Source organism: Microbacterium sp. LMX7-1.2 (assembly GCF_040675935.1).
In the GTDB taxonomy this organism is placed as follows: domain Bacteria; phylum Actinomycetota; class Actinomycetes; order Actinomycetales; family Microbacteriaceae; genus Microbacterium.
This window is the reverse complement of record NZ_JBEGIL010000001.1, coordinates 2,597,956-2,618,303: the sequence shown is the minus strand read 5'-3', so window position 1 is coordinate 2,618,303 and position 20,348 is coordinate 2,597,956. Positions and strand designations below refer to the sequence as shown.

Sequence of the window (20,348 nt, the reverse complement as noted above, 5' to 3'; positions counted from 1 at the left end):
CGGTCATACCCGCAGCGGGCGCACGGTCGCGTACGCGTCCGCGACGTCACGGGTCTCGCTGTCGTAGACGCGCACGATCCCGGCATCCCCCTCGTGCTGCGGCCAGCCCGGATCCCCGCGCGTGATGAAGGAGACAGCCGCGGAATGCACCTCGTCGGCGAGCCGCTGCGGCGGGTTCGGGCCGGCGAGGTTCTCGATCCGAGGACCGTCGAGGCAGTCGAAGAAGAACGGGACGTCGAGGCAGTGCTCCGCGAAGCCGAAGCGCCCGGACGGCCACGAGAACCGGTACACCCAGGTCGGTGCGTCGCCGCGGGCGTCCGACACCCGCAGCACTCCGACGCGGAACATCCGGTCGGTGAGCACGCGCCCCGCCAGGCGGGACTTGCCGAGGCGCACGATGTCGGCGTTCGCGGCGAGGTAGTCGGCGCGGACGCTCCGCGGCAGCCCGAGCCGATCGAGCAGCACGTTCCGCGGCACCCAGCGCAACGCCTTCGCCGCCGCACCGCCGAACACCATCGTGAACTCGTCGTCGGTCGCGCCCAGCACGAGGGGCTTGTCCGCGCCGACGCCGGCGCGCAGCGAGTCGAGGGTCGGCCGGACGATCAGGTCGCCGTCGACGGCGGGGCCGAGCGGAAGCCCCTGATCGACCATGCTCGCGATGATCCGCGGATTCAGCTGCGTCGCGCGCTTCTGCAGCTCGAGGACCCGCAGCTCGTCGACCGTCGACAGCCCGGCGACCGTCGGGGCGACCCCGGCGGATGCGGCGAGCGCGCGACCGAACGATTCCGAGCGCGCGGCCGCGACGTCGGTGAGCGCCGACGACAGCGCGTAGACGCCATGGAACAGGTGCTGCGCCTTCTCCATCCCGAGCAGCGTGAGCACGGCTCCGCCGCCCGCGGACTGCCCGGCGATCGTGACGCGACCCGGATCTCCCCCGAAGGCCGCGATGTTCTGCTGCACCCATTCGAGCGCGAGCAGCCAGTCGCGCACGCCGCGGTTCGAGGGCGCATCCTCGATCCATCCGAATCCCTCGAAGCCCAGCCGGTACGAGAGCGTCACGGTCACGACGCCGTCGCGGTTGAAGCTCCGTCCGTCGTACCAGGGGCTCGCCGGGGACCCGGTCGTGAAGCCGCCGCCATGGATCCAGACGAGCACCGGCAGACCGGTCGCCTCCGGGTCGGGCGTGAACACGTTGACGTTGAGCGTGGACTCGCCCTCGACACTCGGCTCGGGGATCAGCGTGTCGCCCTGGTCGCCGCGCTGCGCGGTCGCGCCGAACGCGAGCGCATCCCGCACGCCCTCCCAGGCCGCATGCGGCACGGGAGCCGCGAAGCGCAGATCCCCGACCGGCGGCTCCGCGAACGGGATGCCGAGGAACGCGGCCGATCTCGGCGCGCCCCCACCACCCGTCGTCTCACGCCAGCGTCCGCGGACGCGCCCTGCAGCGGTGTCGACCTCGACGAATTCGCTCATCACAGCAGTCTGCCGGATCGTGCGGTGCGCTCAGCCCTGCACGACCTCGGCATGCGGCATCCGCTCCGTCATGACGCGGATCGCCTCGGGGTTGTCGTCCACGAGCACGGCGTCGCGGCCGAGCGCCGACGCGACGGCTCCGGTCGTGCCGCTGCCGGCGAAGAGGTCGAGCACGCGGTCGCCAGGGCGGCTCGACGCCCGCACGATGCGACGGAGGATGCCCTCGGGCTTCTGCGTCGGATACCCGGTCTTCTCGCGCCCCGTGGTCGGGACGATCGTGTGCCACCAGACGTCGGTGGGCAGCTTGCCGCGCGCGGCCTTCTCGGCCGTGACGAGCCCCGGGGCCATGTACGGCTCGCGGTCGACGTCGTCGGCATTGAACACGTACTCGCGCGGGTTCTTCACGTAGACGAGGATCGTGTCGTGCTTGGTCGGCCAGCGCCGCCGCGACTTCGCGCCGTAGTCGTACGCCCAGATGAGCTCGTTCAGGAAGCAGTCGCGCCCGAAAACCGCATCCAGCATGACCTTGGCGTAGTGCGCCTCGCGGTAGTCGAGGTGCAGGTACAGGGTGCCGTCGTCGGCGAGCAGGCGCCAGGCCTCCTCGAGGCGCGGCATGAGGAAGTCGCCGTAGTCGTCGAAACGGTCGTCGTAGGTACGTAGCATCCCCCGCACGCGCTCGTACCGATGCCCGTGGAAGCCGTGCCGCACCTCGGTGGTCGGCTCCTCCCGTTCAGGACTCCGGAGATCCGCGGCGGCCGGGCCGTCCGCTTCGCGTGATTCCTCGGTCGCGTCCTCCGCGACCACGGGGTTCTCCGGAGTTGTGAAAGCGCGCCGGGCGGTGACGACCTGCCGTTCCTGCGCCCGCCCGGTGTTGAACGGCGGGTCGAGGTAGACGAGCGTGAAGGACGCCGAGGGCAGCGTCGCCGAGACCGCGAGGTTGTCGCCCTGGATGACCGTGACGGCGCCGAGCGGATCGTCGGTCACGGGACCCGGTGCAGCCACGCGTCGGTGGCGAACTTCGACTCGACGAGCGCCTCGGCGTCGGCGTACTCGTCGGGCGTGATCGTGCCGTCCTCCGCGTGCGTGAGCGACCGGAACGTGGCCTTGAAGCGCTCGATGATCTCTGCGCGCGCAAGGCCCGTCTGACTGCGCAGCGGGTCGACGCGCTTGGCGGCCGAGGTCGTGCCCTTGTCGCTGAGCTTCTCGCGGCCGATGCGCAGCACCTCGGTCATGGTCTGCCCGTCGATGTCGTACGAGAGCGTGGCGTGGTGCAGGACGCCGCCGTTCGCGAGGCGCTTCTGCGCCGCGCCGCCGATCTTGCCCGAGGAGCTCGCGATGTCGTTGAGCGGCTGGTACACCGCGTCGATCCCGAGCGAGCGCAGCGCCTGCAGCACCCAGTCGTCGAGGAACGCGTAGGAGTCGGCGAACGTCATGCCCTGTACGAGGGATGCCGGCACGTACAGCGAGTAGGTGATGATCTGCCCCGCGGCCATGAGCATCGCCCCGCCGCCGGAGATGCGGCGGACGACGTCGAAGCCGTGGCGGGCCGCGCCCTCGGGGTCGACCTCGTTGCGGTAGGACTGGAACGACCCGATCACGACAGCCGACTGGTCCCACTCCCAGATCCGCAGCGTGGGCCGGCGGCGCCCCTCGCCGACGCGGGCGGTGAGCACCTCGTCGAGCGCGAGATTCATGCGCGGCGAGACGGCCTTCTCGTGCACGATCTCCCAGTCGAAGTCTCCCCATCCCGGAGCCGTGACGAGCGCTCGTCGCACCGCGGTGCCCACGGCTTCAGGCGTGAAGCCGAGCAGTTGGGCGCCCTCGGGCAGCGCGGCGCGCACGGCGGCGGCGATGGTCGTGGCGTCGGACTCCACGGGCAGCCCGTTCACGGCGGCGTCGATGTCCTCGATGGCCGAGTCCGGTTCCAGGAAGAAGTCGCCGGCGAGGCGGAATCGCGCGATCCGGTCGTCCTCGACTTCGAGGTCGACGACCACGAGCTTTCCGCCTGGGACCTTGTATTCTCCGTGCACGGTTCCAGCTTAAGGCGCGGCCCGCAGGGCCGGGGGCGGATGCCGGGCTCAGCGTCCGAGCACGACGACCCTCTCGCCCGCGCGGATCGGCAGGGAGTACCGGTTCTCGGCCGGCGGCTGCGGACACACGAACTGGTCGGAGAACGCGCACGGCGGCAGGTAGGCCCGGTTGAAGTCGACGACCGCGGTGCCGTCGTCCGCGGGTTCCTCCACGGGCAGGAAGCGGAAGCGGTAGGTCTCGGTGCCGTTCGTGCCGTCGGCGAAGACCGCGGTCAGGGCCCCCTGCGGCGTGCGGGTCGCGGAGAGGGTCAGGGGGATGCCGTCGAGCGCGAAGCGCAGGCGTCCGGCCAGCGGCTGCTCGTGCACGGCACCATCGAGCGCGGTGATAGTGATCGTCTCGTCGGGCGTCGCCTCGAAGTCGGCGCGCACCCGCCACCCCTCCCGTGGCGGGTACGCGTCGATCCCGCTGAAGCGCTCGCGTTCGGGCCGCCGCGGATTGAACACCCGCAGTGCGACGGCGCCGCGCCGGTCGAACACCCGCAGCTCGCGTCGGCCGAGGCGCAGCGTCTCGCGCCCTCGCAGCGTGACGACGTTCCCCGCGGTGCCGAGGTCGCTCCCGCGGATCCCGCCGTCGCCGGTGAGCGCCCACAGCCCGGGCACGCCCTCCACCGCGGCCGGTTCCGTGATGAGCCAGTTCGTCGATTCGAGCGCGGCCGGTCCGTATTCGGCGCCGGCGTAGCGCTCGCGCGACTCGTGCCAGCTGCGCCACTCCTGTTCGAAGCCCACCGCGCACCTCCCTCTCGACCCGGTCGCTGTCACCCTCCAGCCGTGAATCTATGGCGAGGAGAGGATGCCGGGCGGGCGCGGCGTCACGCGGATTCACCCGCTGTCATACGGGGTCACGCGAGGTCACGGGAGGACATCTCCCGCGGGCTCAGCGCGCGGGGATCCGGGCGCCGAGCCAGGAGAGCACGTCGGCGCGGACCTCGGCCTGGTTGAGCTCGGCGAAGATCTCGTGGCGGGCGTCGGGGTAGACGAGGGTCGTGACGTCGGTGAAGCCCGAGCGTGTGCGGTACGCCTCGGCGAGCCTGTGCACGCTGCGCGGTCCGCCGACCGGGTCGTCGCGACCGACGAGCAGCAGCAGCGGGATGTCGCGTCCGAGGTCCTTCCGCGGCCGCCCGTAGAGCTTGGCGGCCTCGATCGGCCCGAACAGCTTCAACAGCGGTTCCTCGGTCGTGAGCGGGTCGTCGTGGAACGCCGACCACACCTCGGGGTCGCGGCTGAGCCATTCGAGTCCGGTGGCGTCGGGAGCCGCCCACCGGGCGTTGAGCGGCGCGGCGTTGAGGGCGCCGGGCATGCGCAGCGCGGAGCCGGAGAGGATCACGGCGTCCCAGGCCTCGGGGTGGTCGTTGACGAGCATCTGCGCGAGGAACGATCCCCACGAGTGCCCGAGCAGCACGAGGGGCAGATCCGGCTGCTCGTCCTTGATGATCCCGGTGAGCTGCCAGATCGCGGCTTCGGCGGCGCGCAGCCCGCCCGCCCCCAGCCGGCCGAGCTTCGCCGGGCCCTCATGCTGACGGATGCCGGTTCGTCCGTGTCCGCGGTGGTCGTCGGCGTACACGTGGAACCCGGCGTCCGTGAGCGCCGCGATCAGCGCGACATAGCGGCCCGCATGCTCGCCGACGCCGTGCAGCAGTTGGACGACGCCTCGCGCCTCACCGGCCGCGGGGTGCACGTCGTAGACGATGGCGATGCCGTGGGCATCCGTGAACTCACGCGTTTCGGTCACGCCCCCACCCTACTGACCGGTGCCCGAGGGCGTCAGGGAGGCGAGCGCGGCGACGACCGCGCGGGCGGTGTCGAGGTCGGTGACCTCGTAGCCGCCGACGCCGTCGGACGCCGATCCCATGCGCACGCCGCCGTCTTCGCGCACCGTGCGCTTGGCCGAGAAGTGCAGGGCGTCGACGCCGGTCGCGGCGAGCGCGGTCGCGCTCTCGGCATCCACTCCGCTCCCGGCCATGACCTCGATCGCGCCGGCGGCTTCGACGACCATCGCGCGGAGCGTGTCGATCCCGTCGATCGCGGCCGAGGCGCCGCCCGAGGTGAGCACGCGGCGCAGTCCGAGCGAGCGAGCCGCGGCGAGCGTCGCCACGGGGTCGGCCGTGACGTCGATCGCGCGGTGCAGGGTGACGGATGCCGAGCCCGCGGCGTCGCGCAGACGCGCCATGGCGTCGAGGTCGAGCGCGCCGGCCGGGTCGAGCGCACCGACGACCACGCCGTCGGCTCCCGCCTCGACCGCACGGCGCACATCGAGGACGGACAGGGCGATCTCTTCGGCGTCGTAGTGGAATCCGCCGGCCCGTGGTCGCACGAGCACGTGCACCTCGACGCGGACCTCGCGCGCGGCGTCGATCGACAGCTCCAGGGTCGCCGGCGAGGGCGTCAACCCGCCGAGCGGCAGGGCCTGCGCGAGCTCCACACGCACGGCCCCGACCTCTCCGGCGATGCGGATGCCGGCGGGTCCGGTCACGGCGATCTCGAGTGCGGGCGTGCGGGTCGTCATCCGTCCATTCTGACGTGCCCACGACGACATCCGCGGCATCGGGCGCGTGGTGGGCTTTCGTTCGCGCGAGAAATTACTTAGACTGTCTAAGTAATGTCTGCGTCCGATGAAGCCCTCCACCTCACCGCGACAGACCTGCGCATGGCCGTGTTCCGGCTCGCGCGCCGCCTCCGCTGCGCCCGCGCGATCGACGCCATGAGCGATGCGCAGCTCGCTGTCCTCGCCACTCTCCGCATGCACGGCCGTCGCACGATCAGCGCTCTCGCCGAGCGCGAGCGCGTCACCGCACCCTCCATGACGAGCATGATCAACGGCCTGGAGGAGCAGGGCTACGTCGTGCGCATCCCCGACGAGGAGGACCGGCGACGCGTGCACGTCGACATCACCGAGACCGGCACCGCGATCGTCGCCGAGACCATCCAGCGCCGCGACGACCTCCTCGCCGACATGCTCGCCGAACTCGACTTCACCGACGACGAGCTCGCGACGCTGCGTGAGGCGAGTGCCCTGATACGCAAGGTGGTCGACCGATGAGCGCCATGTTCCGGTCGTTCGCGAACATCAACTACCGCATCTGGTTCGCGGGCGCGCTCGTCTCGAACGTCGGCGGGTGGATGCAGGCCACCGCCCAGGACTGGGTCGTGCTCACCGAGCTCACCGACAACGACGCGGCCGCCATGGGCGTGACGATGGCGCTGCAGTTCGGTCCGCCGCTCGTGCTCGTGAGCCTCACCGGATGGGTCGCCGACCGATTCGAGCGCCGCCGCATCCTGCTTGCGACCCAGACCTCCCTGCTGATCCTCGCGATCGCCGTCGGCACCCTGCTGCTGAACGGTCTCATGACCCTGCCGATGATGTTCGGCTTCGCGGCGGCCTTCGGCGTGGTCAACGCCTTCGACGCTCCGGCCCGCCAGGCGTTCGTGTCGGACATGGTGTCGGTCGGCGACACCTCGAACGCGGTCGCTCTCAACTCGGCCTCCTTCAACCTCGCCCGCATGATCGGGCCCGCGGTCGGCGGCCTGCTCATCGTCGCGATCGGCTCGGGGTGGGTGTTCATCGCGAACGCCGCGACCTTCCTTGCGATGCTCGTCGCGCTGCTGATGTTGCGCACCGGACAGCTCGCCCCTCGCCTCAAGGGCCGCAGCCGGGGAGGTCTCGCCGCGGGATTCCGGTACGTCTGGGGGCGCAGCGATCTGCGGGTCGTGTTCGTGACCGTGTTCCTGATCGGCGCGTTCGGCATGAACTTCCCGATCTTCGCCTCGACCATGGCGCTCGAGTTCGGCGCCGGGGCCGACGGCTACGGCGTGCTCAGCTCGATCCTCGCGATCGGCTCGCTCGCCGGCGCGCTGCTCGCCGCCCGCCGCGACCGCGCCCGCGTGCGCGTCGTGATCTTCGCCGCCGGCGGCTTCGGCGTCGCCGCCTTCGTGTCGGCCGCGATGCCGACCTACCTCACGTACGCGATCACGCTCACTTTCACCGGGTTCATGATCGTGACGCTGCTCACGACCGCGAACGGATACGTGCAGATGACGACCGACGCCGCGCTGCGCGGTCGCGTCCTCGCGCTGTACATGGCCGTCATCATGGGCTCGACCCCGGTGGGTGCGCCGATCGCCGGCTGGGTGGCCGACACCTTCGGACCCCGCAGCGCGATCATGCTCGGCGGCACCGCAGGGTTCCTCGCCTGCGCGATCGGCCTGACCTGGGTGCTCACCTCCGGGCGGCTGAGGCGCCGTGAGGACCGGCGCTTCCTCCTCACACTCGACGAGACGCGGCCGCTCAGCATCGTCGACGAGCCGGAGCTGGCCGAGCCCTCGGCATCCGCAGAGCCCGTCGACTACACCGAGAAGGCCACCGCGACGACCCCGATCCGGATCGCGAACCAGGACTGAGCGCCCGCGCTTTGTCAACGCCCTCTCGAGCGGATGCGGGCGCGCGTAGCGTCACCCCCATGGACGACAACACAGGACGCACCCCGCACCCCGAGCAGCCCGCCGAGGGCTCCCCCGACGTCAACCCCGAGCACAACACCGCCCCCGACGGCGAGGACGGCGGCGCGCAGGGCGCAGCTCAGGGCGGCGCGATCCAGGGCGACAGTGCGCACGGCGAATCGGCGCGCGGGGCCATCCAGGGCGAAGCCGAGGACGGAGACCCGCAGGGCGCGACGCAGGGCGGCGCGATCCAGGGAGACAGCTCCCACGGAGAGTCGCCGCACGGCGCGATCCAGGGCGACGCGAACCCCGACCGGGGCGCGCACCTGGGCGGCGACGCGACGACCGAGGAGCAGCTCGACGCCGACACCGAGGTCGAACGCGACACGCTGCGCACCCTCGACCCCGACGACACACCCGCCTGATCGGGGCGTGCTCCGGGCTACGCCCCCAGCACGTGCCGGAGCTGCTCGACGGCCCAGTCGAGTTCCGTCGCGCGCACCACGAGCGGCGGCGCGATGCGGATCGTCTGCCCGTGCGTGTCCTTGACGAGCACGCCGCGGTCGAGGAGTTTCTCGGCGATCTCGCGACCGGTGCCCTTCGCGGGGTCGATGTCGACGCCCGCCCACAGCCCCGCGATGCGCACGGCCGTGACGCCGTGCCCGATCAGGGGCTCGAGGGCCGCGGCGAGGTGCGCTCCGAGGGCACGAGCGCGCTCCTGGAACTCCCAGGTCTCGAGCATCTCGACCACGCGCAGACCGACCGCCGCGGCGAGCGGGTTGCCGCCGAACGTCGAGCCGTGCTCGCCCGGCTGGATCACTCCGAGCACGTCGGTGTTCCCGACCACGGCCGACACGGGCAGGATGCCGCCGCCCAGCGCCTTGCCGAGCAGATACAGGTCGGGCACCACGCCCTCGCGGTCGCACGCGAACGTCTCGCCCACACGCCCGAGGCCCGACTGGATCTCGTCGGCGATGAACAGCACGTTCTTCTCGTCGCAGATGTCGCGGATGCGGCGCAGGTAGCCTTCCGGCGGGATGATGACGCCGCCCTCGCCCTGGATGGGCTCGATCAGCACGGCGGCCGTGTCGACCGTGATCGCCGCGGCGACGGCATCCGCGTCCCCGTAGGGCACGACGTCGAAGCCGGGCGTATACGGGCCGAAGTCGGCGCGCGCCTCCTCGTCGTCGCTGAAGCTGACGATCGTCGTCGTGCGCCCGTGGAAGTTGCCGGCGGCGACGACGATGCGCGCGGCGCCGTCGGCGATGCCCTTGACCCGGTACCCCCAGGCGCGGGCCACCTTGATGCCGGTCTCGACGGCCTCGGCGCCGGTGTTCATCGGCAGCACCATGTCCTTGCCGGCGAGCTGCGCGAGCGCGGCGGCGAACGGCTCCAGTCGATCGCTCATGAACGCACGGCTCGTGAGCGTGACCCGTCCGAGCTGCTCGGTCAGCGCGGCGACGAGGGCCGGATGCCGGTGCCCGAAGTTCACGGCGGAGTACGCCGCGAGCAGGTCGAGGTAGCGCTTGCCCTCCACGTCGGTGACCCAGGCGCCCTCGCCGCGGGCGATCATGACGGGCATCGGGTGGTAGTTGTGCGCCACGTGGGGCTCGGCGCCGATCCCGGCCGCCGCCCCCGTGGTCTCGTCGAGCGCGGTCATGCGGCACCGCGCAGCTCGAGCGTGCAGCACTTGATCCCGCCGCCGCCGAGCAGCAGCTCCGACAGGTCGATCATGATCGGGTTGTAACCGCGCTCGCGCAGCTGCTTCTCGAAGCCGGTCGCCCGCGGCGAGATGACGACGTTGTAGCCGTCGCTGGCCGAGTTCAGGCCGAACACCGAGCCGTCCTCGTCGGACACGAGGATCGCGTCCGGGAAGCGCTCCTCGAGGATCGCGCGGCTCTCCGCGTCAAACGCGCCGGGCAGGTAGGCGATGTTGGCGCGCTCGGGGCCGCCGTTCTCGACACCCTGCACGGGGTCGAGCACCGCGATCGCGGTGTCGAGGTGGTAGAAGCGCGGGTCGACGAGCTTCAGCGACACGACCTCGCGGCCGAAGACCTCGCCGACCTCGCGGTGGCTGTCGCCCGTGGAGCGGAACCCGGTGCCGGCGAGGATCACGTCGCCCACGAGCAGGAAGTCGCCCTCGCCCTCGTTGACCTCCTCGGGGATGACCGTGTCGTAGCCGGCGGCACGGAACCAGTCGGCGAACGCCGGGGCCTCACCCTGACGCTCCACGAAGCGGAACTTGGGCACGTACGCGCGACCGTCGATGAGGAAGCCGCCGTTCGCGGTGTAGACCATGTCGGGGTAGCCGGCGAGCGGCTCGATCAGCTCGACCTCGTGGCCCAGCTCGAGGTACAGGTCGTGCAGCTTCTGCCACTGGGCGACCGCCTTCGCGGTGTCGGTCGGCTTCGCCGGCTCCATCCACGGGTTGATCGAGTAGTTGACCGTGAAGTGCGAGGGCTCGCACATCAGGTACCGGCGGTGGTGCGCGGTGCGGACCGGCGTGGTCGTGGCCGTGGTTTCGACAGACATGGAGCTCCTCGAACGGATGCGGCGGACGCTGTCCAGGGGCCCGGCGGTCCTTCGACCCGTGCCGCTCGCCGAGGAGCGAGTGCGGGGAAGATGCGACTCGAGCACGCCGCGACCATTCTGTCACCCGCTTCCCCAGCCCGTCTATTTCTGCCGTATGGCGCGAATAGACGGGCGGTTTGTGTCATACGGCAGAAATAGACGGGTCTGAGAGCACGATCAGCTTGCCGACCGTGTGACCGGCCTCGATGTGGCGGAGCGCCTCCCCGGCATCCTCGAACGCGTACTCGCGCTCGATCACGGGCGTGATGCGTCCCTCTGCGGCCAGATCGAGGAGCGCCGAGAGCACCTCGGCGCGCGGGGTCGCCAGCAGCGGACGGATGCGGCGGCGCGAGCCGATCGACCGCAGCGTCGCGGCGAGCAGGCGAGGGATCGGCCCCAGCACGTGACCCCCGTTGCCCGCCGTCAGCACGACCGTGCCGCCAGCGCGGACGAGACGCTGCAGATCGCGGAGCGGGATGCCGCCGGCGATGTCGACCACGGCGTCGAAATGCCCCTCGGGCAGCGTCGACAGAGGCTCACGACGATGGTCGAGCGTGCGGACCGCGCCGAGGTGCTCGACGAGACGGGCGTTGCGCTCCCCGCACGTCGCCCACACCTCGGCGCCGCGCAGCGCGGCGAGCTGCACCGTGAAGGTGCCGACACCGCCGGAGGCGCCGATCACGAGGACGCGCCCCGCACCGGCATCCGGCGCCCCACCTGCCGTGCGGATGCCGACGCCGGCGAGGTCGAGCGCCTGCCACGCCGTGCCGCCGGCCACGGGCAGGGTCGCCGCGATGTCGGACGGGACGTCCGGAGGCACGGCGACGAGACGCGACGAGGGCACCGCGACGTGCGAGGCGAGACCTCCGCCGCCGACGAGCTCGCCGACCATCCGGCTGCCGAGCTCCACGCCGATCGCCTCGGGGCCGAGCTCGACCACGGTGCCTGCGACCTCCATGCCCCGCACGGGGTTCTTGGGGCGGGTGAGACCGAAGGCCGGACGCACGACCAGCGGATCGCCGAGCAGCAGGCGGACGTCTCCCGCGTTGAGCGAGGTCGCCTCGACCCGCAGCACGACCTCGCCGCGGCGCGGCACGGGAATCGGACGCTGCGCGAGGCGGACGCCGTCGGCCGGTCCGTAGGTGTCGCGGCTCCACGCGGGCATGCTGGCGGCTGTCGTGGCGGGAGTGAAGTGTGAGGCGTTCATGTCAGTCCTCCGTCGATGCGGCGTCGGGGTATTGGAACAGGTCGTCGAGGCCGACGCCGAAGGCTCGGGCGATCTGGAACGCGAGCTCGAGCGTCGGGGAGTACTTCTCCTGCTCGATCGCGATGAGGGTCTGCCGGGTCACGCCGATCGTGCGGGCAAGCTCGGCCTGGGTGAGGCCGGCGGACTCGCGGTGGGCGCGGATGCGGTTGGAGACGAGGGTCGGCTTGACCATCACACGAGCCCCCGCCGGTAGGCGATAACTCGGGCGACCCCGCCGACGACGGCCGAGACGGCGAACCCGGCGAACATGGTGTTCGCGATCCAGAACACGTCGGCCCCGACCGCGCACAGCAGGATCACGCCGAGCCCGGCGAGCACGAGGAACGACTGCTCGACCCTGGTGCCCATGCGGCTGATGTCCCGGTCGCGGATGTCGGACTTCCCGACGCCGTCGGGGTCGCGAGCGCCGGCGACGATGCCCCACACTACGCTGAGGACGATGGTCGCGACGATGCCGATGCCGATCGTCCACAGCATGAGCGGGAACCAGTCGATCGTCTCGACGGGCCGGCCTGCCGCCTGCTGCAGGATGATGACGATGTAGGCAGGGATCACGAGGATGCTGACGATGAGTCCCGCCCAGACATTGCGCTCTTCGTAGACCATGACAGCCTCCCATGTAAAAGATTGTTTACATGGGAGAGTACGGCGACCCGGCATCCGGTGTCAAGAATTCTTTACACGCTGGACGCGGGACGCTCAGATGACCTCGGCACTCCAGTCGTCGGGGTTGCCGTAGCGGTGCGCCGTGATCGCGATCGCCTGCTCGTGCACGAACGGCAGCAGCTCGATGCGGCCCGCCGACGTCACCTCGCCGTCGTACACCGCCAGGTCGGGATCGCCGTCGAGGGCCGCGGCGAGAGCGCCGTGCAGCGCGGCGACCGAGTCCCGCTGCCCCACGATCCGCACACGGGCGGGACGCTCGGGCGACCGCATCCGCGCGATCCACTCCTCCTCGGACTCCATGTACACGACCGCGCCGAGGTCGCCCAACGCATGCCGCACGGCCGAGGGCAGACCCACCGGCGTCGAGAGCGTGAACGCGGCGCCGGCCCGCACCGCGGCCACGACGACCCGCAGCAGCTCCTGCCACCCGGCATCCGCCGTCGCCCTGATCGCGACCGGCACCGGCCGGTACCGGAACAGGTTGCGCTCCACGCCGAGCTGCGAGACGTCGCGGACACGGCCGAACTCGCGGTCCCAGGCGAGCGCATCCGACAGCGCCGAACGCCGCAGCCATTCGAAAGCCTCGTAGTCGAGCGACGACTGCGCGGCCTCGATGAGCTCGGTGATCCGCGAGTCGAGGCCCCGCAGGTGCAGCGTGCTCGAGACAGGACCGGAGCCGCGCGAGCGCCAGGTGCCGAGACCGATCAGGTAGTTGGGGCCGCCGGCCTTGGCGCCGGGGCCGACCGAGGAGCGCTTCCATCCGCCGAACGGCTGCCGCTGCACGATCGCCCCCGTGATGCCGCGGTTCACGTAGAGGTTCCCGGCCTGCACGCGGTCGAGCCAGAGGCCGAGGTCGTCGGGGTCCTGCGTGTACAGCCCCGCCGTGAGGCCGTAGGCGACCGCGTTCTGCATCTCGATCGCCGCCTCCAGCGTCGGCGCATGCATGACACCCAGCACCGGCCCGAAGAACTCCTCGGTGTGGAATCGCGAGCCCGGCTGCACGCCGACCCGGATGCCGGGGCGCCAGAGCCGTCCGGAGGGATCGTCGGCGGCGACAGCGGGTTCGATGAGCCATTGCTCGTCGCCCTCGAGCTCGGTCAGCGCCCAGGCGAGCTTGCCCTGCGGCCGCTCGATCACCGGACCCATCTCGGAGCGCGGGTCCTCGGGCCAGCCGACGTGCAGCGAGCGTGTCGCGTCGGCGAGCTGACGCGCGAACCGCTGCGAGCGGCCCACCGGACCCACGAGGATCGCGAGCGACGCCGCCGAGCATTTCTGTCCCGCATGCCCGAAGGCACTGCGCACCAGGTCGGACACCGCGAGGTCGAGGTCGGCCGAGGGCGTCACGATCATGGCGTTCTTGCCGCTCGTCTCGGCGAGCAGCGGCAGATCGGGCCGCCACGAGCGGAACAGCGCCGCCGTCTCCCACGACCCGGTGAGGATGACCCGGTCGACCGCGGGGTGCGCGATCAGCGTCCGCCCGAGATCCCCTTCCTCGATGTCGACCAGGGCGAGCGCATCGCGGGGCACGCCCACCTGCCACAGCGTCTCGGCGATCACCGCGGCGCAGCGGCGCGATTGGGGTGCGGGCTTGAACACGACGCCCGATCCCGCGGCGAGCGCGGCGAGCACGCCTCCGGCGGGTATCGCGAGCGGGAAGTTCCACGGCGGCGCCACGACGGTCACGCGCGCCGGTTCGAAGGCGGCGCCGGCGACGGCATCCAGCTCCCGCGCCTTCGCGGCGTAGTAGCGCGCGAAGTCGACCGCCTCGCTGACCTCCACGTCGGCCTCGGCGAACACCTTGCCGGTCTCGGACGCGGCCACCTCGATCAGCTCGCCGCGGCGTCCCTCCAGCGCGGCGGCGGCCCGCAGCAGCACCTCCGCGCGTTCGGCGGCCGGGCGCGAGCCCCAGCTGGTGCCGGCATCCCGGACGCGGGCGACCGTGGTCTCGAGCACCGCGGCGTCGTCGATGCGCGCGGCGGCGATCGTCTCCTCGCCGAGCGTCGATCCGGCGATGCGTGCGTGCACCTCGCGCGCCCAGGCCCGGTTCGCGGGCAGGGAGGCGTCGCTGTCGGGAGTGTTCTCGAAGCCCGGCGCTCCGCCGGTGCCGCGTTCGACCTCGCGCGGGTCGTACACCGCGGTCTCGAGGAACGGCCCTCCCCCGTCGCCGGATCCGCGCGAGATCCCGAGCACGGCCTTCGTGAGGTCCTGCTCGGGGGCGGGGGCGACGGGCGCCGGGCGCATCGACTCGTGCACGGGCGCGCTGCGATCCTGCGTGCGCCGAGGCCCCGTGCGCAGGTCGGGCGACGCGGAGCGGTCCAGGGCGTCGAGGAAGCGGTCCTGCTCGCGCACGAACAGCGCCTCGTCGTCGCCGAGCCGGAACGCCGCCGAGAGGAAGTTCTCCGAGGAGGCGTTCTCCTCGAGCCGGCGCACGAGGTAGCTGATCGCGACGTCGAACTCGTCGGGCTTCACGACGGGGACGTACAGCAGCACCTCGCCGACCTCGCGGGACACGGCCTGCACCTGCCCCTGCGCCATGCCGAGCAGCATCTCGAACTCGATCGGCGGCTGGCCGGCGATCGATCCCGCGCCGACAGCGGCCGTCGCACCCACCAGACCGCGCTCTCCCGCGAGCAGCCACGCATAGGCGATGCCGAAGAGGTTGTGCCCTGCGATGCCCAGGTGCACGGCGGCGATGTTCTCGGGACGCAGCGCCCAGTCGAGGCAGCGGAGGTAGTTCGCGTCGGTGTCGACCTTGGTGTCGTAGGTCGCGACGGGCCAGCCGTGCATGGTCGCCTCGACGTGCTCCATCGCGAGGTTCGCGCCCTTCACGAGCCGCACCTTGATGGGCGCTCCGCCGTGCTGCACGCGCTCGCGCGCCCAGGCGGTGAGCTCCTGCAGCGCGGGCAGCGCATCGGGCAGGTACGCCTGCAGGACGATGCCGCCCTCGAGTCCCTGCAGCCGCGGGTCCTCGAGGATGCGCGTGAACACCGCGATCGTGAGGTCGAGGTCGCGGTACTCCTCCATGTCGAGGTTGATGAAAGTGCGGTCGCCCGCGGCGGTGAGGTACAGCGGCAGGAGTCGCTCGACGACGGCATCCACCACGTCGTCGAACGCCCACATCGAGATGTGGCTCATGATCGCCGACACCTTGACCGAGACGTAGTCCACGTCGGGGCGGCGGATGAGGTCGTGGATGCCGTCGAGACGACGCTTCGCCTCGGCTTCGCCGAGCACGGCCTCGCCCAGCAGGTTGAGGTTCAGGCGCGCCCCGGACTCGCGGATCTTCGCGATGGCCGGTCCGAGCTTCGCGGGCCGGGCGTCGACCACGAGGTGTCCGACCATCTCGCGCAGCACCCGACGGGCGATCGGCACGACCGGGGCGGGGAGGACGGGTGCGACGCCGCCGCCGATCCTCACGGCCGACCGCAGGTACCAGGGCAGGAAGTCGGGCACGATCGGCGCGATGCGGTGCAGCTGGGATGCCGCAGCGCCCAGGCTCTCCGGGCGCATGACGCCGTCGACGAAGCCGAGTGTGAAGGGCAGCCCGTTGGCGTCCTGCAGCACGCCGGCAAGACGCTCGGCGGCGGGGTCGACGTCGGCGGCCGCGGATTCGGCGACCCACCGGCGCGCGAGCTCGATCGCGCGATCCGCGAGGGTGTCGGATGCGGGTGCGGACGGCGTCGGGTCGGCCATGTGCTCAGCCTAGGACTGCGCGTGCTCGTCGCCGCGTCCCCGCGCCGGGTGGCGGAGCTCGCGCCGTTCGGGGGCCTTCACCTCGGGGGCTGCCCTCCTCCCGCGGACCCTCCTCCCGCCGACGCCCCTGCTCAGCTGCGACGCCCCCGCTCAGTTGCGCAACTGAGCGGGGGCGTCGCAGCCCTATAGGGGCGTCGAGCCGGGTCGAGGGTGGCGGCTGGGCGAGGATGGTCGCCGGGAGGATGCTCGCGGGGCGAGGACGACCTCAGACCTCGAGCATCGCGTCGTAGCCCTCGCGGAACGTCGGATAGGCGAGCTCTCCGAGCAGCGCGTGGGCGCGAGCCCCGTCGAGCACCGTTCCGCCGCCGGCATCCCCCGCGCTCTGCGGCGGTATCGGAACGCCGAGCCGCGCCGCGATGTGCGCCACGACCTCACCGAGCTGAGCGGGTTCCTGATCGATCGCGTGCACGAGAGCGGGCGGCGCCTCGGCCCGCAGCAGCACCTCCAGCAGGCGCACCAGGTCGTGCTCGTGGATGCGGTTGGTGCGGCGCTCGTGGTCGACGGGCGCGCCCTCCCGCACGCGGCGGATCAACGAGTCGCGGCCTGGCCCGTAGATGCCCGCGGGTCGGACGATCACGGCACCCAGGAGGTCGACCGCGCGGCGCTCGCCGTCGAGCAGAGACTCACCGCGTTCTCCCGTGGGCCGTGGTTCGTCGAGCTCGGTGAGCGGCGCGCGTCCGTCGGCTCCGCCGAAAGCCTCAGACGCGTAGCCCTCGAACACCCGCGTCGACGATACGAACAGCACCCGCTCGGGCGTCGCTGGCAGCGCCTCCGCGATGTGCGCGAGGGCCGCGGGGTAGATCGACTCCTCGCCGCTGATGCCCGGCGGCAGCGTGATCACGACCGAGTCGAACTGCGGCAGCGACGCGAGAAGCGGATGCCGCAGATCCGCCTCAACCGCCGAGAAGGAGGACGGCAGACCGGTGGCGTCCCGCCGGATCGCGGTGACCTCGTCTCCCGCGGCGACGAGACGCTCCCCGAGCGCCGTGCCGAGCGCCCCGCAGCCGACGAGCAGCGTGCGTCCGGGGCGCCGACCCGCGGCATCCGTCACGACGTCAGCTCCAGTCGCTCGGAGCGGGCGTGCGCACGGGCGGCAGCGCGGAGGCCGCGGCCCAGTCGTGCACCCACGCGTCGATCTCGCGGACGCCCTCGGGCTTGCCGACAGCGGCGAAGAGCTCCTCGTTGCTGACGGTGCCGCCGGTGCGGCGCAGCATCCGCGCCCTCACGATCGCCCGCGCATAGACCTCGCCCTTCACGACCGCGCGGTGCTCCATGAAGACCGCCTTCTCATCGTGCCCGATGAAGCGGGTCTGCACGTCGAAGCGCTGCCACAACTGCAGCGACTTGCGGAACGTGACCGTCTCGCTCGACACGACCGCGTACCAGCCGCGATCCTTCATGGCATCGAACAGGCCGGTGCGGATGAGCAGGTCCCAGCGGCCGAGGTCGAACAGCGACAGGTAGCGGCCGTTGTTCATGTGGCGCAGGATGTCGATGTCGCTCGGCAGGGTCGTGAGCCGCACGGTGCCGACGGCCGTGGGATCGAGGGCTTTGCCGCGGCGCACACGGCGGCGGGCGGCGAGGATGACGAGGAGGGTGCGCCAGATCACGTTCACGAGGATCGATCGTAGCCATCGGTGCACGATCCGCGAACATCGTTGTCCGATTCCTCCATACGGTGTTACGGCGGCATTTCGGCATCCTGCTCGATTTCTCGATCCCGGATGCCGCGCGTAGAGTCACCGCATGAGCGCCGAAGCCCAGCCCGAAGTCATCGTCCGTCCGGTCCGTGATGTGGATGCGGAAGCCCTTGGTCGCGTGCACGCGCAGTGCTGGCACGAGACCTACGACCACCTGATCAGCAAGGCCGCGCTCGAGAAGGTCTCGCCCCGACGCATGGCCGAACTGTGGACGCACTGGGCGGCTCAGGGGCCCGAGTTCACCATGAACGCGGCCCTGGTCGACGGCGAGATCGTCGGCTTCGTCGGCTCGGGTCCTGCCCGCGACAAGGACGCCCCCGCTTTCCGCGAGCTGTACTTCATCTACCTGCTCGACGCGTGGCACGGCACCGGCATCGGCCAGAAGCTCTTCGACGCGGCCGTCGAGAAGGACGAGCCGCTGTACCTGTGGGTCGCCGAGGACAACCCCCGCGCGCACCGGTTCTACACGCGCAACGGCTTCACGCTCGACGGCGCCAGCCACACCGAGCCGTTCCTCGGCGAGACGCTGACCGAGGTCCGCTTCACGCGCTGAGCCCTGCGCCGTTCCCTCGCGGCACCGACGCCCCTGCTGAGCGCCGACGCCCCCTCTGAGATTCGCTTCTCAGCAGGGGCGTCGGCAACCAGCGGGGGCGTCGACGTGGGCGGCGGCACGATGCGCCGCGCGTCAGCGCCCGGACACGTTCCCGAAGAGCTTCGCGATCGGCGCGATCACGAGCGGCCGCGCGGCCACCCAGCCGACCGCGATCACCACGAGCGAGGCCACGAACACCCAGAATCCGGTCCAGGTGACGGCATCCTGCGAGGCGTACATGTGGTTGAGGTTGCGCAGGAACCCCGTCAGCATCACGAGCGCGACGTGCGCGATGATGAACGCCACGAAGTACAGCATCACCGGGAAGTGCAGTGCCCGCGCCCACTCGATCGGGTAGGCCTTCGAGAGCCGTTCGGCCTTCTTGGGCCACATCCCCGACATCCGGAAGCCGGTGATCGCGGCCAGCGGCGCGGCGAGGAACACGGTCGCGAAGTACGCGAGCTGCTGCAGGCTGTTGTAGTTGTTCCAGCCGTTCTCGTGCGGCCAGTCGAACGACACATACTGCAGCGCCGCCGACAGCGCGTTCGGGAAGACCTCCCAGCTGGTCGGCACGATGCGCGCCCAGTGCCCCGTCGTGAACAGCAGCACCACGAAGATCACGCCGTTCACCAGCCACAGCACGTCGAGCGCCTGGTGGAACCAGATCGTCAGGCTGACCTTGCCCTTCGGGTTGTTGCGCGGGGTCCAGAACGCTGTCGGCCGCTTCTCGGTGCGGATCGTCAGCCCCGAGCGGATGATCAGCACCATCAAGAACACGTTGAAGAAGTGCTGCCAGCCGATCCACGGCGCGAATCCCGGCTCGACGTGCACGGCGGGCTCGTACTCGCCGGGGAACGCCATCAGGAAATCCTGCATGAACGGCAGGCTCAGCAGCGTCCGTACGAAGGCGATCGCGGCTCCGGCGAGGATGCCGAGCGCCGCGGCGCCCAGCAGCACGGCGATACCCTGCGTCCAGGTGGGGCGTGGACGAGCGGATGCCGGGGCCGCGGCCACGTGACGAGGCGCACGGCCGTTCCACACGGTGCGACTCCACGGCAGCGGCGTCGAGACGTCGGCGGTCGTCGCAACGACGGTCGAAGGAGCGGATGCCGCTGCGACGGGCGTTCCCGTCGCCGTCGGTGCCATCGCGCCGAGGCTCTCCTCGGCACGACCGGCGACCGGCACGTCGGAGGTCGCAGACGTCTCGCGGGGCACGGTGCCGGCCGGCGGCCAGGGCTCGCCTCCGACCGTGCGGGGAAGGCCACGGCGGACGGATGCTCCGATCTCGCCCCGGTCGTCGAGCGACGACACCTCCGCGTCACCTCGGTCGTCGACCGAGGACGTCGATACGGCACCCCGGTCGTCGACCGAGGACGCCTCCGCCACCCCCTGGTCGTTGAGCGAGGACGACGGAGTCGACCGAGACGAAACGGGTTCCCCGACGGATGCAGTCTCGGCGGTCGTACCGGCGGGCGGCCAGGGCTCTCCGCCCGGCGTGCGCGGGAGGCCGCGGCGGAAGGTCGTGCGGGCGGGTCGGCGCGTCTCGTCTCGCTCCGCTTGCGGGACGACCTGAGGTGCAACCCCTTCCGGAGCCCGACGCGTTTCGTCTCGCTCCGCTCGCTCAACGACCGGAGACTCGACGACGGGAGACTCTGCGACCGGAGACTCGACGACCGGAGACTCGACGACCGGAGGCTCGGCCGCCGGGGTGCCCGGAACCACCACGACCGCACCGCCGGGGGGCCACGGCTCGCCACCGGGTGTGCGCGGGAGGCCGCGGCGCAGCATCCGCTCTGCCATGG

The 20,348-nt window shown here is 71.5% G+C and carries 19 protein-coding genes; 4 read left to right on the top strand and 15 right to left on the bottom strand.

What is annotated here, in order from left to right:
- Nucleotides 1-3 precede the first annotated feature (3 nt).
- The 6 genes from MRBLMX7_RS12795 to MRBLMX7_RS12770 all read right to left on the bottom strand — a co-directional run bounded on the left by MRBLMX7_RS12795 (nt 4) and on the right by MRBLMX7_RS12770 (nt 6,066).
- Nucleotides 4-1,473, bottom strand: coding sequence for a carboxylesterase/lipase family protein (locus tag MRBLMX7_RS12795; RefSeq protein WP_363369079.1), 1,470 nt, complete (start codon nt 1,471-1,473; stop codon nt 4-6).
- 30 nt (nt 1,474-1,503) lie between these two features.
- Entirely contained in the window at nt 1,504-2,475 is a 972-nt protein-coding gene (locus MRBLMX7_RS12790) for a site-specific DNA-methyltransferase (protein WP_363369077.1), read from the bottom strand.
- Complete coding sequence (locus tag MRBLMX7_RS12785; protein WP_363369075.1) at nt 2,454-3,503, bottom strand: lipoate--protein ligase family protein; 1,050 nt, start codon at nt 3,501-3,503, stop codon at nt 2,454-2,456. The genes MRBLMX7_RS12790 and MRBLMX7_RS12785 overlap by 22 nt, the downstream gene beginning before the upstream one ends.
- Nucleotides 3,504-3,551: 48 nt before the next feature.
- Nucleotides 3,552-4,289 (bottom strand): DUF1684 domain-containing protein, encoded by a 738-nt coding sequence (locus MRBLMX7_RS12780; RefSeq protein ID WP_050722290.1) that lies wholly within the window; start codon nt 4,287-4,289, stop codon nt 3,552-3,554.
- Nucleotides 4,290-4,437: 148 nt separating this feature from the next.
- Nucleotides 4,438-5,292: an alpha/beta fold hydrolase gene (locus tag MRBLMX7_RS12775; RefSeq protein WP_363369072.1), complete on the bottom strand. Its 855-nt coding sequence runs from the start codon at nt 5,290-5,292 to the stop codon at nt 4,438-4,440.
- 9 nt (nt 5,293-5,301) lie between these two features.
- Nucleotides 5,302-6,066, bottom strand: coding sequence for a copper homeostasis protein CutC (locus MRBLMX7_RS12770; RefSeq protein ID WP_363369070.1), 765 nt, complete (start codon nt 6,064-6,066; stop codon nt 5,302-5,304).
- 93 nt (nt 6,067-6,159) lie between these two features.
- Here MRBLMX7_RS12770 and MRBLMX7_RS12765 point away from each other — a divergent pair, with 93 nt between their 5' ends.
- The 3 genes from MRBLMX7_RS12765 to MRBLMX7_RS12755 are packed head-to-tail and all read left to right on the top strand — an operon-like array spanning nt 6,160 to nt 8,422.
- Nucleotides 6,160-6,600, top strand: a complete 441-nt coding sequence (locus MRBLMX7_RS12765) for a MarR family winged helix-turn-helix transcriptional regulator (RefSeq protein WP_363369068.1) — start codon at nt 6,160-6,162, stop codon at nt 6,598-6,600.
- Between the two features lie 5 nt (nt 6,601-6,605).
- A complete protein-coding gene (locus tag MRBLMX7_RS12760) occupies nt 6,606-7,958 on the top strand; it encodes an MFS transporter (RefSeq protein WP_363370924.1) in 1,353 nt (450 codons plus the stop codon).
- Nucleotides 7,959-8,017: 59 nt separating this feature from the next.
- On the top strand, nt 8,018-8,422 hold the full coding sequence (locus MRBLMX7_RS12755; RefSeq protein ID WP_363369066.1) for a hypothetical protein: 405 nt from the start codon (nt 8,018-8,020) through the stop codon (nt 8,420-8,422).
- 17 nt (nt 8,423-8,439) lie between these two features.
- On the opposite strand, the gene rocD is transcribed toward MRBLMX7_RS12755, so the two are convergent.
- From rocD to MRBLMX7_RS12715, 8 genes are all read right to left on the bottom strand, one after another.
- Nucleotides 8,440-9,657 (bottom strand): ornithine--oxo-acid transaminase, encoded by a 1,218-nt coding sequence (rocD, locus tag MRBLMX7_RS12750; RefSeq protein ID WP_363369065.1) that lies wholly within the window; start codon nt 9,655-9,657, stop codon nt 8,440-8,442.
- Nucleotides 9,654-10,529 carry a dimethylargininase gene (gene ddaH, locus MRBLMX7_RS12745; protein WP_363369062.1) on the bottom strand — a complete coding sequence of 292 codons (876 nt, stop codon included), beginning with the start codon at nt 10,527-10,529 and terminating at the stop codon, nt 9,654-9,656. The genes rocD and ddaH overlap by 4 nt, the downstream gene beginning before the upstream one ends.
- A 181-nt stretch (nt 10,530-10,710) precedes the next feature.
- Entirely contained in the window at nt 10,711-11,775 is a 1,065-nt protein-coding gene (locus MRBLMX7_RS12740) for an NAD(P)-dependent alcohol dehydrogenase (RefSeq protein ID WP_363369060.1), read from the bottom strand.
- 1 nt (nt 11,776) lies between these two features.
- A complete protein-coding gene (locus MRBLMX7_RS12735; RefSeq protein ID WP_363369058.1) occupies nt 11,777-12,007 on the bottom strand; it encodes a helix-turn-helix transcriptional regulator in 231 nt (76 codons plus the stop codon).
- Nucleotides 12,007-12,441: a hypothetical protein gene (locus tag MRBLMX7_RS12730; protein WP_363369056.1), complete on the bottom strand. Its 435-nt coding sequence runs from the start codon at nt 12,439-12,441 to the stop codon at nt 12,007-12,009. The genes MRBLMX7_RS12735 and MRBLMX7_RS12730 overlap by 1 nt, the downstream gene beginning before the upstream one ends.
- A gap of 93 nt (nt 12,442-12,534) precedes the next feature.
- Nucleotides 12,535-16,194, bottom strand: a complete 3,660-nt coding sequence (locus MRBLMX7_RS12725) for a bifunctional proline dehydrogenase/L-glutamate gamma-semialdehyde dehydrogenase (RefSeq protein ID WP_363369054.1) — start codon at nt 16,192-16,194, stop codon at nt 12,535-12,537.
- A gap of 265 nt (nt 16,195-16,459) precedes the next feature.
- Nucleotides 16,460-17,305, bottom strand: a complete 846-nt coding sequence (locus tag MRBLMX7_RS12720) for a sugar nucleotide-binding protein (protein WP_363369052.1) — start codon at nt 17,303-17,305, stop codon at nt 16,460-16,462.
- A gap of 4 nt (nt 17,306-17,309) precedes the next feature.
- A complete protein-coding gene (locus MRBLMX7_RS12715; RefSeq protein WP_363369050.1) occupies nt 17,310-17,870 on the bottom strand; it encodes an acyl-CoA thioesterase in 561 nt (186 codons plus the stop codon).
- Between the two features lie 130 nt (nt 17,871-18,000).
- Here MRBLMX7_RS12715 and MRBLMX7_RS12710 point away from each other — a divergent pair, with 130 nt between their 5' ends.
- Nucleotides 18,001-18,507 (top strand): GNAT family N-acetyltransferase, encoded by a 507-nt coding sequence (locus tag MRBLMX7_RS12710; RefSeq protein ID WP_363369048.1) that lies wholly within the window; start codon nt 18,001-18,003, stop codon nt 18,505-18,507.
- Between the two features lie 132 nt (nt 18,508-18,639).
- Here the strand turns inward: MRBLMX7_RS12710 and MRBLMX7_RS12705 are convergent, their stop codons facing one another.
- A complete protein-coding gene (locus MRBLMX7_RS12705; protein WP_363369046.1) occupies nt 18,640-20,346 on the bottom strand; it encodes a cytochrome b/b6 domain-containing protein in 1,707 nt (568 codons plus the stop codon).
- Nucleotides 20,347-20,348: the final 2 nt, after the last annotated feature.